Origin of the sequence: Alcaligenes sp. AB3 (assembly GCF_031844565.1) — a bacterium.
Classification (GTDB): Bacteria; Pseudomonadota; Gammaproteobacteria; order Burkholderiales; family Burkholderiaceae_B; genus Alcaligenes; species Alcaligenes faecalis.
The window spans coordinates 135,978-152,115 of the sequence record NZ_JAUZVM010000005.1; the positions used below are offsets into that span (position 1 = coordinate 135,978).

General features: G+C 54.7%; 11 protein-coding genes and 4 tRNA genes. All 15 read left to right on the forward strand.

The features are described from left to right. Positions 1-2: 2 nt before the first annotated feature. The 15 genes from Q9R35_RS12765 (at position 3) to rpoC (ending at position 16,040) form a co-directional block, all read left to right on the forward strand. Positions 3-818: a ParA family protein gene (locus Q9R35_RS12765; RefSeq protein ID WP_042485203.1), complete on the forward strand. Its 816-nt coding sequence runs from the start codon at positions 3-5 to the stop codon at positions 816-818. A 29-nt stretch (positions 819-847) separates the two neighbouring features. Then, positions 848-1,786: a ParB/RepB/Spo0J family partition protein gene (locus tag Q9R35_RS12770; RefSeq protein WP_042485206.1), complete on the forward strand. Its 939-nt coding sequence runs from the start codon at positions 848-850 to the stop codon at positions 1,784-1,786. A 597-nt stretch (positions 1,787-2,383) separates the two neighbouring features. Continuing rightward, positions 2,384-2,470, forward strand: a tRNA-Tyr gene (locus Q9R35_RS12775). 56 nt (positions 2,471-2,526) lie between these two features. Beyond that, positions 2,527-2,600 (forward strand) — tRNA-Gly (locus tag Q9R35_RS12780). A 38-nt stretch (positions 2,601-2,638) separates the two neighbouring features. Beyond that, positions 2,639-2,713: transfer RNA gene (locus Q9R35_RS12785), tRNA-Thr, on the forward strand. A gap of 43 nt (positions 2,714-2,756) precedes the next feature. After that, positions 2,757-3,947 (forward strand): elongation factor Tu, encoded by a 1,191-nt coding sequence (gene tuf, locus Q9R35_RS12790; protein ID WP_054513288.1) that lies wholly within the window; start codon positions 2,757-2,759, stop codon positions 3,945-3,947. 95 nt (positions 3,948-4,042) lie between these two features. Further along, positions 4,043-4,118 (forward strand) — tRNA-Trp (locus Q9R35_RS12795). A 45-nt stretch (positions 4,119-4,163) separates the two neighbouring features. After that, on the forward strand, positions 4,164-4,544 hold the full coding sequence (secE, locus tag Q9R35_RS12800; protein ID WP_009464327.1) for a preprotein translocase subunit SecE: 381 nt from the start codon (positions 4,164-4,166) through the stop codon (positions 4,542-4,544). 9 nt (positions 4,545-4,553) lie between these two features. Next, the gene (gene nusG / locus Q9R35_RS12805) at positions 4,554-5,087 is read left to right on the forward strand and encodes a transcription termination/antitermination protein NusG (RefSeq protein ID WP_009464325.1); all 534 of its coding nucleotides are present in this window, start codon (positions 4,554-4,556) and stop codon (positions 5,085-5,087) included. 67 nt (positions 5,088-5,154) lie between these two features. Continuing rightward, the gene (rplK, locus tag Q9R35_RS12810) at positions 5,155-5,589 is read left to right on the forward strand and encodes a 50S ribosomal protein L11 (RefSeq protein WP_009464323.1); all 435 of its coding nucleotides are present in this window, start codon (positions 5,155-5,157) and stop codon (positions 5,587-5,589) included. Between the two features lie 3 nt (positions 5,590-5,592). Beyond that, positions 5,593-6,288, forward strand: a complete 696-nt coding sequence (gene rplA / locus Q9R35_RS12815) for a 50S ribosomal protein L1 (protein WP_042489519.1) — start codon at positions 5,593-5,595, stop codon at positions 6,286-6,288. Positions 6,289-6,521: 233 nt separating this feature from the next. Next, positions 6,522-7,046, forward strand: a complete 525-nt coding sequence (gene rplJ, locus Q9R35_RS12820; RefSeq protein ID WP_042489513.1) for a 50S ribosomal protein L10 — start codon at positions 6,522-6,524, stop codon at positions 7,044-7,046. A 79-nt stretch (positions 7,047-7,125) separates the two neighbouring features. Next, positions 7,126-7,503, forward strand: a complete 378-nt coding sequence (gene rplL / locus Q9R35_RS12825; protein WP_003800851.1) for a 50S ribosomal protein L7/L12 — start codon at positions 7,126-7,128, stop codon at positions 7,501-7,503. 162 nt (positions 7,504-7,665) lie between these two features. Continuing rightward, a complete protein-coding gene (rpoB, locus tag Q9R35_RS12830; protein ID WP_149721241.1) occupies positions 7,666-11,778 on the forward strand; it encodes a DNA-directed RNA polymerase subunit beta in 4,113 nt (1,370 codons plus the stop codon). Further along, positions 11,778-16,040 (forward strand): DNA-directed RNA polymerase subunit beta', encoded by a 4,263-nt coding sequence (rpoC, locus tag Q9R35_RS12835; protein WP_042489507.1) that lies wholly within the window; start codon positions 11,778-11,780, stop codon positions 16,038-16,040. Before rpoB ends, rpoC begins: the two co-directional genes overlap by 1 nt. Positions 16,041-16,138: the final 98 nt, after the last annotated feature.

Genomic DNA, 16,138 nt, shown 5'->3' on the forward strand with positions numbered 1-16,138 from the left:
TCATGAGTAAAAACGACGAAAAATCTCCCCGTGCCTATGTGTTTTGTATCGCGAACCAAAAGGGCGGGGTAGGCAAGACGACCACTGCAATCAATTTGGCCGCTGCGCTTGCGGTACTGAAGAAAAAAGTTTTGTTGATTGACCTGGATCCCCAAGGCAATGCCACCATGGGTAGCGGCATCGATAAAAACAGTCTGTCTGGTAATTTGTACCAAGTGCTGATTGGTGATGAAAGTATTTCTAACGTAAAGATACATTCAGAAACAGGTGGCTATGACGTCTTGCCTTCCAATAGGGAGCTGTCGGGCGCCGAGATAGACCTGATCCAGATGCAAGAGCGCGAGCAACAACTTAAACAGGCACTGGCACAGGTACTGGATGATTATGATTTCGTGCTGATCGACTGCCCACCTACCTTGTCGCTGCTAACGCTCAATGGCCTGGCCAGCGCGCACGGGGTCATCATCCCCATGCAGTGCGAGTACTTTGCACTGGAAGGGCTGTCAGATCTGGTCAATACGGTTAAGCGGGTCTATCGCAATATCAACCCGGATTTGCAGTTGATTGGTTTGCTGCGAGTGATGTTTGATGGTCGTGTTACCTTGCAGCAGCAAGTCTCCAATCAGATCGAGACACACTTTGGCGATAAGGTGTTCAAGACGGTAGTGCCACGTAATGTGCGTTTGGCTGAAGCGCCAAGCCACGGTATGCCAGGTATTGTCTACGACAAGAACTCCCGGGGGGCCAGGGCCTATATGGACTTTGGCAAAGAGCTGATCAAGCGCTTGAAGAAAGAATCCCGCAGCGATAAGGCGTAAGGCACACAAGAATCAATAGGAATGTAAGCATGGCTACACGAAAACCAAAAGGTCTAGGTCGAGGCTTGGATGCCTTGCTCGGCGCAGACGCAAGCGCTATCGCAACCATAGGGAAAAAGGGCGAAGCGGCGGTGAGCGATGGCCCACCTTCCAACCTGCCCGTCAAACTGCTGAAGGCCGGGGTGTATCAGCCGCGTACTCGCATGGACGAGGGCGCCTTGAACGAGCTGGCCGAATCCATACGCGCACAAGGTGTGATGCAACCTATTTTGGTGCGTCCTCTGTCGGGCAAAGATAAGGGCAAGTACGAGATCATCGCGGGTGAACGCCGTTTCCGTGCGTCGCAAATTGCCGGTCTGGAAGAAGTACCCGTCCTGGTACGCGAAGTTGGCGACGAGAACGCTGCCATCATGGCGTTGATCGAGAACATTCAGCGCGAAGATCTGAATCCGCTGGAAGAGGCGCAAGGTGTGAAACGTCTGCTGGACGAGTTCGGCCTGACCCACGAGCAGGCTGCTCAGGCGATTGGCCGCTCGCGCTCGACCACCAGCAACCTGCTGCGTCTGATTAACCTGGCAGAGCCTGTGCAGATCATGCTGCTGGCCGGCGACATCGATATGGGTCACGCTCGTGCCTTGCTCGCCGTGGATGCTGCCCGTCAGATCATGCTGGCCAACGAGGTGATTGCCCGCCGTCTGTCGGTACGTGAAACCGAGAAGCTGGTTGCCCGTGCCCTGCACGAGGATGACGAGCCTGCCAGCAAGCAAGCCCAGAGCAAGGCCAGCCGCAATGGTGATGTACAGCGCTTTGAAAAAGTGCTGTCTGACCATCTGGGTACCAAAGTGACTTTGAAGGTTGGTGCCAAGGACAAGGGGCAGCTGCAGATCGCTTTCCATGGCTGGGAACATTTGAATGCCTTGCTGGAAAAGCAGGGCTTGTCGTCCTTGCTGGAACAAACGGACGATTGAGCCAAGTCCGCGCCACGCAGAAAGCAATGCGATTGCAGTAGAAAAAGCCGACCAGAGGTCGGCTTTTTCTTTGCTATGAGCCGTATTTTGCTAATGGTCTGCATCTTCTTGCAAAAAAGAAGCAGCAGGAAGGAGGAGAACTAGAAAAACTTCTGGAATGATGAACCCCCTTTACTAAGGCTGCTCGGCAATCCTCCTTTTTTTGGGGCAGTTCATGACGACATGATTTTTAGATTGAGTGCTTGTGCTCAAGCCGGTAGAAAACAGCAGGATGAGAGCCTTAAGGAGGCGAGGGAGAGAGTAGGGAAGAAGCCTGAAAGCCGGATTAAAACGGAAAACCTGATTATGTATCTTTTGCTTACAAAAATAAGCACCGAAAACAGGAAAAAATCTATGTGTTTACCCGCATTTCATCCTGTTTCCCAGGTTTTGAATGTATTCATAAACGGTACCCGGGGGGCCCAAAAACAGTGACAAATCCAGTAAGAAAAGCGCCCAAAATCAGGTTTTTTTAAAAAATTCATCGAATTATTCAGTTTTCTTCCCAAAAGGCTTGACGACTTCATAAAACATGTCCATAATTCGATTTTCGCTTCGGGTGGGATGTCCGAGTGGTTAAAGGAGGCAGACTGTAAATCTGTTGGCCCTGCGCCTACGTTGGTTCGAATCCAACTCCCACCACCAGCACTTTTCTAGAGTCAGCCAGCAAGGCGACTTTAGGAGAGGGTGAAGAAAAGTCTGCGGGTGTAGCTCAATGGTAGAGCAGAAGCCTTCCAAGCTTAAGACGAGGGTTCGATCCCCTTCACCCGCTCCAGGTTAAAAATCTTTGGCCACTCTGGGCTGAAGTTGAATGCCCATGTGGCTCAGTGGTAGAGCACTCCCTTGGTAAGGGAGAGGTCACGCGTTCGATCCGCGTCATGGGCACCACATCTCTCTTCTCTATATCGTTCTATCCCTTCAGGAGTCTGCCATGGCTAAAGGCAAGTTTGAACGGACTAAACCGCACGTCAACGTCGGTACTATCGGTCACGTTGACCACGGTAAAACCACTCTGACCGCTGCAATCTGCACGGTTCTGTCCAAGGCATACGGCGGCGAAGCGCGCGATTACTCGCAGATCGACAACGCCCCTGAAGAAAAAGCACGTGGTATCACCATCAGCACCTCGCACGTTGAGTACGAGACGCCTAACCGTCACTACGCACACGTTGATTGCCCCGGCCACGCTGACTACGTCAAGAACATGATTACCGGTGCTGCCCAGATGGACGGCGCTATCTTGGTTTGCTCGGCCGCTGACGGCCCAATGCCTCAGACTCGCGAGCACATCCTGCTGAGCCGTCAGGTTGGCGTTCCTTACATCATCGTGTTCCTGAACAAGGCCGACATGGTTGATGACGAAGAGCTGATCGAACTGGTTGAAATGGAAGTTCGCGAGCTGTTGTCCAAGTACGACTTCCCTGGCGACGACACCCCGATCATCAAGGGTTCGGCCAAACTGGCTCTGGAAGGCGACGAAGGCCCACTGGGCAGCCAAGCCGTTCTGGCTCTGGCCGAAGCGCTGGACAACTACATTCCTACGCCTGAGCGTGCCGTTGACGGTACGTTCCTGATGCCTGTTGAAGACGTGTTCTCGATCTCCGGCCGTGGTACGGTTGTGACCGGTCGTATTGAGCGCGGCATCATCAAGGTCGGCGAAGAAATCGAAATCGTGGGTATCAAAGACACGGTCAAGACCATTTGTACCGGCGTTGAAATGTTCCGCAAACTGCTGGACCAGGGCGAAGCTGGCGATAACGTCGGTCTGCTGCTGCGTGGTACCAAGCGTGAAGACGTGGAACGTGGTCAAGTTCTGGCCAAGCCAGGCTCGATCAAGCCACACACTGACTTCGACGCCGAGGTGTACATTCTGTCCAAAGAAGAAGGTGGTCGTCACACTCCTTTCTTCAAGGGCTACCGTCCTCAGTTCTACTTCCGTACAACTGACGTGACCGGCACCATCGAGCTGCCAGAAGACAAGGAAATGGTTCTGCCAGGCGACAACATTTCGATGAAAGTGTCCCTGATCGCTCCTATCGCCATGGAAGAAGGTCTGCGCTTCGCTATTCGCGAAGGCGGCCGTACCGTTGGCGCTGGCGTGGTGGCAAAAATCATCAAGTAAAAAAAGAGTAGTAATTTTGGGCGAAAGAGGTTAATATCCTCTTTTGCCTAAAAGCCAAACGTAGCTAAGTAGCGCGCTACGGTTTGTCAAGGTATAGGGGTATAGCTCAATTGGCAGAGCGTCGGTCTCCAAAACCGAAGGTTGAGGGTTCGATTCCTTCTGCCCCTGCCACCACAGTCACTCGCCACCATCTCGCGTGGCGTCACTCGTCGGAATATGTCGAATACCAACGTAGAAACCGTTAACCGAGGTTCCGAGCGCATCAAGCTGGGCCTAGCGGTCCTAGTCGTCGCCGCCGGTATTGTTGGCTATTCCGTTCTGGATGGCCAAAATTCACTGGTTCGCGCTGGGGTATTTGTTGCCAGCTTAATCGTCGCCGTATTGATCATCTGGTTTAGCGATACAGGCCGCCGCCTGGTCGCTTTTTCTCGTGATGCCTACACGGAAGTACGTCGCGTCCACTGGCCATCCCGTAAAGAAGCAACGCAAATGACGGGTATCGTCTTTGTGTTTGTTGCCGTTATGGCCATCTTGTTGTGGCTGATTGACAAAGGGCTCGGCTGGATCATTTATGGCCTGTTGCTGGGCTGGAAATAAAGGGCACACATGAGCAAACGCTGGTATGTGGTTCACGTTTATTCCGGCATGGAAAAAAGCGTGCACAAAGCTCTGGTGGAGCGCATTGAACGCGCTGATCTCCAAGAAGCGTTTGGTCGCATTCTGGTTCCATCGGAAGAAGTCGTTGAAGTAAAGAACGGCAAGAAATCAATTACAGAGCGACGTATTTACCCCGGTTACGTCCTGGTCGAGATGGCCTTGACCGACGAAACCTGGCACTTGGTAAAAAGCACGCCGCGAGTCACCGGCTTTTTGGGCGGTTCCGGTAACCGCCCTGCTCCCATCTCCGAGCGCGAAGTGGAAAAAATCCTGTCGCAAATGGAAGAGGGCGTTGAGAAGCCACGGCACAAAGTGCTGTTCGAGGTTGGCGAACTGGTACGCGTCAAGGACGGTCCGTTTGCAGACTTTAACGGTAACGTCGAAGAAGTTAACTACGAGAAAAACAAGGTTCGTGTCACCGTTACTATTTTCGGTCGCGCCACCCCCGTTGAACTCGATTTCGATCAAGTCGAAAAGACCTGATTAATTACAACCCCCGGGAAGCCTGTCGCACTCTGCGTCAGGCGTCATCACCCGCAAGGAGCTAAGCATGGCGAAGAAAATCGTCGGCTTTATCAAGCTGCAAGTCCCAGCTGGTAAGGCAAACCCATCCCCTCCAATCGGTCCAGCGCTGGGTCAGCGCGGTCTGAACATCATGGAATTCTGCAAGGCGTTCAACGCCCAGACACAGGGTCTGGAACCCGGTCTGCCAATTCCTGTGGTGATCACCGCTTTTGCTGACAAGAGCTTCACGTTCATCATGAAGACTCCTCCAGCAACCATCCTGATCAAAAAGGCTGCTGGTATCAAATCCGGTTCTGCACGTCCTAACGTGGATAAAGTCGGTACGCTGACCCGCGCTCAGGCTGAAGAAATCGCCAAGACCAAACAACCCGACCTGACCGCCGCCGATCTGGACGCCGCTGTGCGTACCATCGCTGGTAGCGCTCGCAGCATGGGCATCAACGTTGAAGGGGTGGTGTAAGTCATGGCTAAAGTAAGCAAACGCGCAGCCGCTATTGCTGCCAAGATCGACCGCAACAAGTTCTACCCTGTGGCCGAAGCTCTGGCCCTGGTGAAAGACACTGCCACTGCCAAGTTCGACGAATCCATCGATATCGCTGTTCAGCTGGGCATCGATCCCCGTAAGTCCGACCAACTGGTCCGTGGCTCGGTGGTTCTGCCTGCTGGTACCGGTAAATCCGTGCGTGTTGCCGTTTTCGCCCAAGGCGAAAAAGCCGACGCCGCTCGTGAAGCTGGTGCTGACATCGTTGGTCTGGACGACCTGGCTGAGCAAATCAAAGCCGGTCAAATGGACTTTGACGTTGTGATCGCTTCGCCCGACACCATGCGTGTTGTTGGTACCCTGGGTCAGGTTCTGGGTCCTCGTGGCCTGATGCCAAACCCCAAGGTCGGTACTGTGACTCCTGACGTTGCCACGGCCGTTAAAAACGCTAAGGCTGGTCAAGTTCAATACCGTACCGACAAGGCCGGTATCATTCACAGCACTATTGGTCGCGCTTCGTTCAACGTTGAACAGCTGCAAACCAACCTGGTCGCCCTGGTTGACGCCTTGAACAAGGCTCGTCCAGCTGCTGCCAAGGGTGTTTACCTGCGCAAGGTTGCCGTGTCCTCCACCATGGGTGGCGGTGCACGTGTTGAAATTGCATCTCTGACTGTTTAATCAACAGTTAGAAAAAAGAACTTTGGGCTGCGATCCTGTTTACAGGATCACTGCTGTCAAAGACCGTTGGAGCAGTTGGGCTGACTTGTCATCCAGGTGCTTAATCGGGGCAGAATGCCCCATCCAACGTAGACGGCGCCCGTGGAAGAATTCGTTATAGAACTCGTCCAGGTGCGCCGCATTCGGTTGATGTTGGGAAGCCTTCCCGACATCGTTTGAAGGAGTGTTCAACCGTGAGTCTCAATCGTGAAGAGAAAGCGGTAGTCATCGAAGAAGTCACTGCCGAACTGGCAAAGGCCCAATCGATCATTATCGCCGAGTACCGTGGTCTGGACGTCGCTTCTGCTACCGTATTGCGCAAAAAAGCGCGTGAGTCTGGCGTCTACCTGCGTGTTATGAAAAACACGCTGGTTCGTCGTTCGTTGGCAGGTACCTCGTTTGACGGTATCTCCAGCCAGCTCGTGGGTCCTCTGATGTACGCCATCAGTGAAGATCCCGTGGCTGCGGCGAAAGTCGTTGCAGATTTTGCCAAGACCAATGACAAATTGGTCATCATGGGCGGTGCGCTGCCCAATAGCGTTCTGAATGCTGATGGTGTTAAGGCTCTGGCCACAATGCCCTCGCGCGACGAACTGCTGGCGAAACTGCTGGGCACCATGCAAGCACCTATCGCTACTTTTGTGCGTACGCTTAACGAAGTTCCCACCAAGTTTGTTCGCGGCCTGGCGGCTGTGCGCGATCAGAAAGAAGCTGCGTAAGCAGTTTTCCTTCAGGAAACTTCGTCGTTGCGAACGACTACCAAACCTGGCATTTACCTAATATCTGGAGTTCTTAAAAATGGCTACTAAAGCTGAAATCCTTGACGCCATCGGCGCAATGTCCGTGCTCGAACTGTCCGAGCTGATCAAAGAAATGGAAGAAAAATTCGGTGTGTCGGCTGCTGCCGCCGCTGTTGCTGTTGCAGCTCCTGCTGCTGGTGGCGCTGCTGCTGCCGCTGAAGAGCAAACCGAATTCACCGTGTTCCTGGCTGACGTTGGCGCAAACAAAGTTAGCGTCATTAAAGTCGTGCGCGAAATCACCGGTCTGGGCCTGAAAGAAGCCAAAGACCTGGTTGACGGTGCTCCTAAGGCTGTTAAAGAAGGCTTGTCCAAAGCTGATGCTGAAGACGCTCAGAAGAAGCTGGAAGAAGCTGGCGCCAAGATCGAGCTCAAGTAAGAGTATCGATAGATGCCCGGGAATGCGTTTCAAGCCTTCCCGGGCTTTTGCGTTTCCAGAAAACCCATGATTTTTAATTAGTATTGTAGAAAGTCGGGTTTTTTAGAGTCGTAAACCAGGGCCGTGGTTGACGGTCCGTGTAACCCTTGAGTCGGAGTGCTCATGCCTTATTCGTACACCGAAAAAAAGCGCATACGCAAGAGCTTCGCCAAACGTGAAGACGTACAGCAGGTTCCTTACCTGTTGGCTACCCAGCTGCATTCTTTCAGAACCTTCTTGCAGAAGGACACGCTGCCTTCTCAGCGTAAGGTTGAAGGCTTGCAGGAAGCTTTCAGTTCCATATTTCCAATAGTAAGCCATAACCAAATGGCGCGGCTAGAGTTCGTGAGCTATACGCTCGGCGAGCCGGTGTTCGACGTCAAAGAGTGTCAACTTCGTGGTTTGACCTATGCCTCCCCCTTGCGGGCGAAGGTTCGTCTGGTCCTCATGGACCGCGAGGTGAGCAAGCCTACCGTCAAGGAAGTAAAAGAGCAAGAAGTCTACATGGGCGAAATGCCCCTGATGACTGATAACGGCTCTTTTGTGATCAACGGTACCGAACGAGTCATCGTGTCCCAGCTGCACCGTTCCCCCGGCGTGTTCTTTGAACACGACCGCGGTAAAACGCACAGCTCGGGCAAGTTGCTGTTCTCGGCGCGCGTGATTCCTTACCGTGGTTCCTGGCTGGACTTCGAGTTCGATCCCAAGGACATTCTGTTCTTCCGTATCGACCGTCGTCGCAAGATGCCCGTCACTATCTTGCTGAAGGCCATCGGCCTGACGCCAGAGCAGATCCTGGCCCACTTCTTCGAGTTCGACCACATCGAACTGCACCAGGAAGGTGGCAAGCTGCAATTCGTTCCAGAACACTGGAAGGGCGAGGTTGCCCGTTTCGACATTACCGACCGCGACGGTCGCGTACTGGTTGAAAAGGACAAGCGTATCAATGCCAAGCATTTGCGCGACCTGCAAGCAGCCAAGATCGAATACATTTCCATCCCGGAAGATTTCCTTCTGGGTCGTGTGCTGGCCAAGAACATCATCAACGCCGAAACCGGCGAAGTGATTGCCAACGCCAACGACGAGATTACCGAATCCATTCTGGCCGAAATGCGTGCAGCCAATGTGCGTGATTTCGAGACCCTGTACATCAATGAACTGGACCAGGGCGGCTTTATCTCCCTGACCCTGCGCACCGATGAAACAGCGGATTCCAATGCTGCCCGTATCGCGATCTATCGCATGATGCGTCCTGGCGAGCCACCAACCGAAGAAGCGGTTGAGGCCCTGTTCAACCGTCTGTTCTACAGCGAAGAGTCCTACGACCTGTCGCGTGTGGGTCGCATGAAGGTCAACAGCCGTCTGGGCCGTGGTGACAGCATTGAAGGTCCCATGACCTTGACCGACGAAGACATTCTGGACACCATTCAGGTGCTGGTGAGTCTGCGTAACGGTCGCGGTCAGATCGACGATATCGATCACCTGGGTAACCGTCGTGTTCGTTGCGTGGGCGAATTGGCCGAAAACCAGTTCCGCGCCGGTCTGGTGCGTGTGGAACGTGCCGTCAAGGAACGTCTGGGCCAAGCCGAGACCGAAAACCTGATGCCGCACGATCTGATCAACTCCAAGCCCATCTCTGCGGCTGTTAAGGAGTTCTTCGGTTCCAGCCAGCTGTCGCAGTTTATGGATCAAACCAACCCGCTGTCCGAGATCACGCACAAGCGTCGTGTTTCGGCACTGGGCCCTGGTGGTCTGACTCGTGAACGTGCGGGCTTTGAGGTGCGCGACGTGCACCCAACCCACTACGGTCGCGTGTGCCCGATTGAAACGCCTGAAGGTCCAAACATTGGTCTGATCAACTCCATGGCGCTGTACGCTCGTCTGAACGAGTACGGTTTCCTGGAAACGCCTTACCGCAAGATTGTTGACGGCAAGGTCAGTGAACAGATCGATTACCTGTCGGCTATTGAAGAAAGCAATTACGTCATCGCTCAGGCTAACGCCGAGCTGACCGAAGACGGTGCCTTTGCTGACGATCTGGTTGCCTGCCGTGAAGCGGGCGAAACCATGATGACTGCGCCAGAGAACATCCATTACATGGACGTGGCTCCTTCGCAGATCGTGTCTGTGGCTGCTTCGCTGATTCCGTTCCTGGAACACGATGACGCCAACCGAGCACTGATGGGCGCCAACATGCAGCGTCAGGCAGTTCCTTGCCTGCGCCCTGAGAAGCCTTTGGTTGGTACCGGTATCGAACGTACTGTTGCTGTTGACTCGGGTACAACCGTACAAGCCCGTCGTGGCGGTGTGGTGGTAGACGTTGACGCACAGCGCGTGGTTATTCGCGTGCACGATGACGAGAACGTGGCTGGCGAGGTCGGTGTAGATATCTACAACATGACCAAGTACACCCGTTCCAACCAGAACACCAACATCAACCAGCGTCCTATCGTCAAACGTGGCGATATCGTGGCTCGTGGTGACGTGCTGGCTGACGGCGCATCGACTGACCTGGGCGAATTGGCTCTGGGTCAGAACATGCTGATCGCCTTTATGCCCTGGAACGGCTACAACTTCGAGGACTCGATTCTGATCTCCGAGAAGGTCGTGGCTGATGATCGCTACACTTCGGTTCACATCGAAGAGCTGACGGTTGTTGCCCGTGACACGAAGCTGGGACCTGAGGATATCACCCGCGATATCAGCAACCTGTCCGAAGTTCAGCTGAACCGTCTGGACGATTCCGGCATTGTGTACATCGGCGCCGAAGTACGTGCCGACGACGTGCTGGTCGGTAAAGTGACACCCAAGGGTGAAACTCAGCTGACTCCGGAAGAAAAGCTGCTGCGCGCCATTTTTGGTGAAAAAGCCTCTGACGTTAAAGACACCTCCCTGCGCGTGCCTTCGGGCATGGTCGGTACGGTGATCGACGTTCAGGTCTTTACCCGTGAAGGTATCGAGCGTGACAAGCGTGCCCAGTCCATCATTGATGATGAACTGCGTCGCTACCGCCAGGACCTGAACGACCAGCTGCAAATCGTTGAAGACGACGCCTTTGACCGTGCCTTGAAGTTCCTGGTCGGCAAAACCGTCAACGGTGGTCCACGCAAGCTGCCCAAGGGCACCGAGCTGACCGCTGACTACCTGAACGATCTGGATCGCTGGCAGTGGTTCGACATCCGTCTGGCTGATGAGCAACACGCACTGGTGCTGGAGCACACCAAGGAATCCTTGGAGCAAAAGCGTCACCAGTTCGATCTGGCTTTTGAAGAAAAGCGCAAGAAGCTCACCCAAGGCGACGAGCTGCCTCCTGGCGTGCTGAAGATGGTCAAGGTTTACCTGGCTGTTAAGCGTCGTCTGCAGCCTGGTGACAAGATGGCCGGCCGTCACGGTAACAAGGGTGTGGTTTCCCGCATCGTTCCTGTGGAAGACATGCCGCACATGGCTGACGGTACCCCCGTGGACATCGTTCTGAACCCGCTGGGCGTGCCTTCGCGTATGAACGTGGGTCAGGTTCTGGAAGTTCACCTGGGTTGGGCTGCCAAGGGTATTGGCCACCGCATCAACGACATGATGCAAGAAGAAAAGAACGTGCAGGTTTCCGAACTGCGCGCGTTCCTGGACAAGGTCTATAACACTGCCGGCAAGAAGACTCGCATCAACGAGTTGACTGACGACGAAGTGATGAACATGGCCACCAACTTGCAGAAAGGTCTGCCATTGGCAACGCCAGTGTTCGACGGTGCAACCGAGCAGGAAATCGACCAGATGTTGCGTCTGGCCTATCCTGACGACATCGCCGAGAGCCTGCAGCTGGCACCACACCGCACCCAGGTTCGCCTGTTTGACGGTCGTACCGGCGAAGCCTTTGAGCGTATGGTCACCGTAGGCTACATGCACTACCTGAAGCTGCATCACCTGGTCGATGACAAGATGCACGCTCGTTCCACCGGCCCATACTCGCTGGTTACTCAGCAGCCGCTGGGTGGTAAGGCGCAGTTCGGTGGTCAGCGTTTCGGGGAGATGGAAGTCTGGGCGCTGGAAGCGTATGGCGCCGCCTACACCCTGCAGGAAATGCTCACGGTTAAATCCGACGACATCGCTGGCCGTACCAAGGTCTACGAGAACATTGTCAAGGGTGACCACGTGATCGACGCCGGTATGCCGGAGTCCTTTAACGTTCTGGTCAAGGAAATCCGTTCCTTGTCCCTGGACATGGATTTGGAGCGTAAATAATGAAAGCGCTACTCGATCTCTTTAAACAAGTCACTCAGGACGAGCAGTTCGATGCCATCAAGATCGGCATCGCCTCGCCCGAGAAGATCCGGTCCTGGTCTTTCGGAGAAGTCCGCAAGCCAGAGACCATCAACTATCGCACGTTCAAACCCGAGCGCGATGGCCTGTTTTGCGCCAAGATTTTTGGTCCCATCAAGGACTACGAATGTCTGTGCGGCAAGTACAAGCGCCTGAAGCACCGAGGCGTCATCTGCGAGAAGTGTGGCGTTGAAGTCACCGTCTCCAAGGTGCGTCGCGAGCGCATGGGTCACATTGAATTGGCCTGCCCGGTTGCTCACATCTGGTTCCTGAAGAGCCTGCCATCCCGTCTGGGCATGGTGCTGGACATGACCCTGCGTGACATCGAGCGCGTGCTGTACTTTGAAGCCTGGTGCGTGATCGAACCTGGTATGACCCCGCTCAAGCGCGGTCAGATCATGTCCGACGACGATTTCCTGGCCAAGACCGAAGAATACGGTGACGACTTCCACGCCCTGATGGGTGCGGAAGCCGTGCGCGAACTGCTGCGCACGATCGACATCGATCGCGAAGTCGAGCGCCTGCGTGCCGAACTGAAAGCCACAGGTTCGGATGCCAAGATCAAGAAGATCTCCAAGCGTCTGAAAGTACTGGAAGGCTTCCAGAAATCCGGCATCAAGCCAGACTGGATGATCATGGAAGTGCTGCCCGTGCTGCCACCGGACCTGCGTCCGCTGGTACCACTGGACGGCGGCCGCTTTGCGACTTCCGACCTGAACGATCTGTACCGTCGCGTTATCAACCGTAATAACCGTTTGAAGCGTCTGCTGGAACTGAAGGCTCCGGACATCATCCTGCGCAACGAAAAACGTATGCTGCAAGAGTCCGTGGATTCCTTGCTGGATAACGGTCGTCGCGGCAAGGCCATGACCGGCGCCAACAAGCGTCAACTGAAGTCCTTGGCCGACATGATCAAGGGCAAGAGCGGTCGTTTCCGTCAGAACCTGCTGGGCAAGCGCGTGGACTACTCCGGTCGTTCCGTGATTGTGGTGGGTCCTCAGCTGAAACTGCATCAGTGCGGTCTGCCCAAGCTGATGGCGCTGGAACTGTTCAAGCCTTTCATCTTCAACCGTCTGGAATTGATGGGTCTGGCTACGACCATCAAGGCAGCCAAGAAGTTGGTGGAAAGCCAGGAACCGGTGGTGTGGGACATCCTCGAAGAGGTGATTCGCGAGCATCCGGTCATGCTGAACCGTGCGCCTACGTTGCACCGTTTGGGTATTCAGGCTTTTGAACCGGTCCTGATCGAAGGTAAAGCGATTCAGCTGCACCCCCTGGTGTGTGCCGCCTTTAACGCTGACTTTGACGGTGACCAGATGGCCGTTCACGTGCCGCTGTCGCTGGAAGCCCAGCTGGAAGCGCGTACCCTGATGCTTGCCTCCAATAACGTGCTGTTCCCCGCCAACGGCGAACCATCCATCGTTCCTTCCCAGGATATCGTGTTGGGTCTGTACTACGCGACCCGCGAACTGGTCAATGGCAAGGGCGAAGGCTTGTTCATGGCCGATGTGGCTGAAGTCCAGCGTGCCTACGACAACAAGGAAGTCGAGCTGCAAACTCGTCTGACCGTCCGTATCGAAGAATTCGAGAAGGGCGAAGACGGTGAGTGGGTCAAGACCATCAAGCGTTACGAAACGACTGCTGGCCGTGCCTTGCTGTCCGAAATTCTGCCCAAGGGCATGCCATTCACCGCACTGAACCGTGCGCTGAAGAAGAAAGAAATTTCGCGTCTGATCAACCAGTCCTTCCGTCGCTGCGGCCTGCGTGCCACCGTGATTTTTGCGGACAAATTGATGCAGTCCGGTTTCCGTCTGGCAACACGTGGTGGTATTTCCATCGCGATGAACGACATGGTTGTGCCTGCCGTCAAGGAAAGCATCCTGGCTCAGGCAAGCAATGAAGTTAAAGAAATCGACAAGCAGTACTCGTCCGGTCTGGTGACCGCTCAGGAACGCTACAACAACGTGGTGGACATCTGGGGCAAGGCGGGTGACCGAGTCGGCAAGGCCATGATGGAGCAACTGGCTTCCGAGCCAGTGACCAACCGTTTTGGTGAAGAAGTACGTCAAGAGTCCTTCAACTCCATCTACATGATGGCGGACTCCGGTGCTCGTGGTTCGGCTGCACAGATTCGTCAGCTGGCTGGTATGCGTGGTCTGATGGCCAAGCCTGATGGCTCCATTATTGAAACGCCTATTACCGCGAACTTCCGTGAAGGTCTGAACGTACTGCAGTACTTTATTTCGACTCACGGTGCTCGTAAGGGTCTGGCTGATACGGCCTTGAAGACGGCTAACTCCGGTTACCTGACTCGTCGTCTGGTCGACGTGACGCAAGATCTGGTCATTACCGAAGACGATTGCGGTACCAAGGGCGGCTACACCATGAAAGCCATCCTGGATGGTGGTGAGGTTATCGAGCCCCTGCGCGATCTGATTCTGGGCCGTGTGGCTTCGACCGACATCGTCAACCCTGACAATCAGGAACTGGTTATCCCCGCCGGCACCTTGCTGAACGAGGACCTGGTCGACCTGATCGACAATCTGGGTATTGATGAAGTCAAGATCCGTACTCCGCTGACTTGCGAAACCCGTCACGGCTTGTGCGCAAGCTGCTACGGTCGCGATCTGGGTCGTGGTGTGCTGGTTAACCGTGGTGAAGCCATCGGTGTTATCGCTGCTCAGTCCATCGGTGAACCGGGTACCCAGCTGACCATGCGTACGTTCCACATTGGTGGTGCGGCTTCGCGTGCAGCGTTGGCCAGCTCGGTGGAAACCAAGACGGCTGGTACGGTCGGTTTTGAAATTGGTCTGCGCTATGTGACCAACGCCAAGGGCGAGCGTGTTGCGATCTCCCGTTCCGGTGAAATCGTCATTTTTGACGACAACCGCCGCGAGCGCGAACGTCACAAAGTGCCTTACGGCGCCACCATCACGGTGGGCGATGGCGATGCGATCAAGGCTGGCCAACGCCTGGCAAGCTGGGATCCGCTGACCCGTCCTATCGTGTCCGAGTACACCGGTACCGTTCGCTTCGAGAACATCGAAGAAGGCGTGACCGTGGCTCGTCAGGTGGACGAAGTGACCGGTCTGTCGACTCTGGTTGTGATCACTCCCAAGACACGTGGTGGCAAGATCACCATGCGTCCTCAGATCAAGCTGCTGAACGAGCAAGGTCAGGAGATCAAGATCGCGGGTACCGATCACATGGTCAATATCTCCTTCCCGGTAGGCGCGCTGATTACCGTTCGCGACGGTCAGCAAGTGTCCGTGGGTGAGATTCTGGCGCGTATTCCTCAGGAATCGCAAAAGACTCGAGATATTACCGGGGGTTTGCCACGTGTGGCCGAACTGTTCGAAGCTCGTTCGCCCAAGGACGCCGGTCTGCTGGCCGAAGTTACGGGTACGGTTTCCTTCGGTAAAGACACCAAGGGCAAACAGCGTCTGGTCATTACCGACCTGGACGGCGTCAGCCACGAGTTCCTGATTCCGAAGGAAAAGCAGGTTCTGGCTCACGACGGTCAGGTGGTGAACAAGGGCGAGATGATTGTGGACGGCCCAGCCGATCCGCACGACATCCTGCGCTTGAAGGGTATCGAGAAGCTAGCCAACTACATTGTTAACGAAGTGCAGGACGTTTACCGTCTGCAAGGTGTGAAGATCAACGACAAGCACATTGAAGTGATTGTTCGTCAGATGCTGCGCCGCGTGAACATTGTGGATGCTGGTGATACCAACTTCATCACGGGTGAACAGGTTGAACGCTCCGAACTGCTGAACGAGAACGATCGCGTCCTGGCTGAAAACGGTATTCCAGCTACGTACGAAAACGTGCTGCTGGGTATTACCAAGGCCTCGCTGTCGACCGACTCCTTCATCTCGGCGGCTTCCTTCCAGGAAACCACCCGCGTGTTGACCGAAGCGGCCATCATGGGCAAAACCGACGATCTGCGTGGTCTGAAAGAAAACGTGATTGTGGGTCGTCTGATTCCTGCTGGTACCGGTATGGCTTTCCATTCCGCCCGCAAGGAAAAAGAAGCCTTTGAAGTGGCAGAGCGCAAAGCAGCCCGTGAACTGGAAAACCCGTTCGCATCGGCTCCTGAGCCTTCGGAAGATCCGGTCTTTGTGTCCGGTGCCTCCGAGCCCGAGCAGCAACCTGAAGCCCCAGAAGGCGATCAGGAATAAGCAAGATAGTCTGGTTTCCCCATCCTGGTTATCCAGGGTGGGCCACTACCTTCAGGTAGGCGGACAAAACCAGATATTCCAGGCTTAAAAAAATCCCC

Bases quoted from the DNA above. Each gene is read 5' to 3' on its own strand.
- rplL (WP_003800851.1), top strand. From the start codon at position 7,126: ATGGCTACTAAAGCTGAAATCCTTGACGCCATCGGCGCAATGTCCGTG.
- secE (WP_009464327.1), top strand. From the start codon at position 4,164: ATGTCGAATACCAACGTAGAAACCGTTAACCGAGGTTCCGAGCGCATC.
- rpoC (WP_042489507.1), top strand. From the start codon at position 11,778: ATGAAAGCGCTACTCGATCTCTTTAAACAAGTCACTCAGGACGAGCAG.
- rplK (WP_009464323.1), top strand. From the start codon at position 5,155: ATGGCGAAGAAAATCGTCGGCTTTATCAAGCTGCAAGTCCCAGCTGGT.
- nusG (WP_009464325.1), top strand. From the start codon at position 4,554: ATGAGCAAACGCTGGTATGTGGTTCACGTTTATTCCGGCATGGAAAAA.
- rplA (WP_042489519.1), top strand. From the start codon at position 5,593: ATGGCTAAAGTAAGCAAACGCGCAGCCGCTATTGCTGCCAAGATCGAC.
- tuf (WP_054513288.1), top strand. From the start codon at position 2,757: ATGGCTAAAGGCAAGTTTGAACGGACTAAACCGCACGTCAACGTCGGT.
- rpoB (WP_149721241.1), top strand. From the start codon at position 7,666: ATGCCTTATTCGTACACCGAAAAAAAGCGCATACGCAAGAGCTTCGCC.
- Q9R35_RS12765 (WP_042485203.1), top strand. From the start codon at position 3: ATGAGTAAAAACGACGAAAAATCTCCCCGTGCCTATGTGTTTTGTATC.
- Q9R35_RS12770 (WP_042485206.1), top strand. From the start codon at position 848: ATGGCTACACGAAAACCAAAAGGTCTAGGTCGAGGCTTGGATGCCTTG.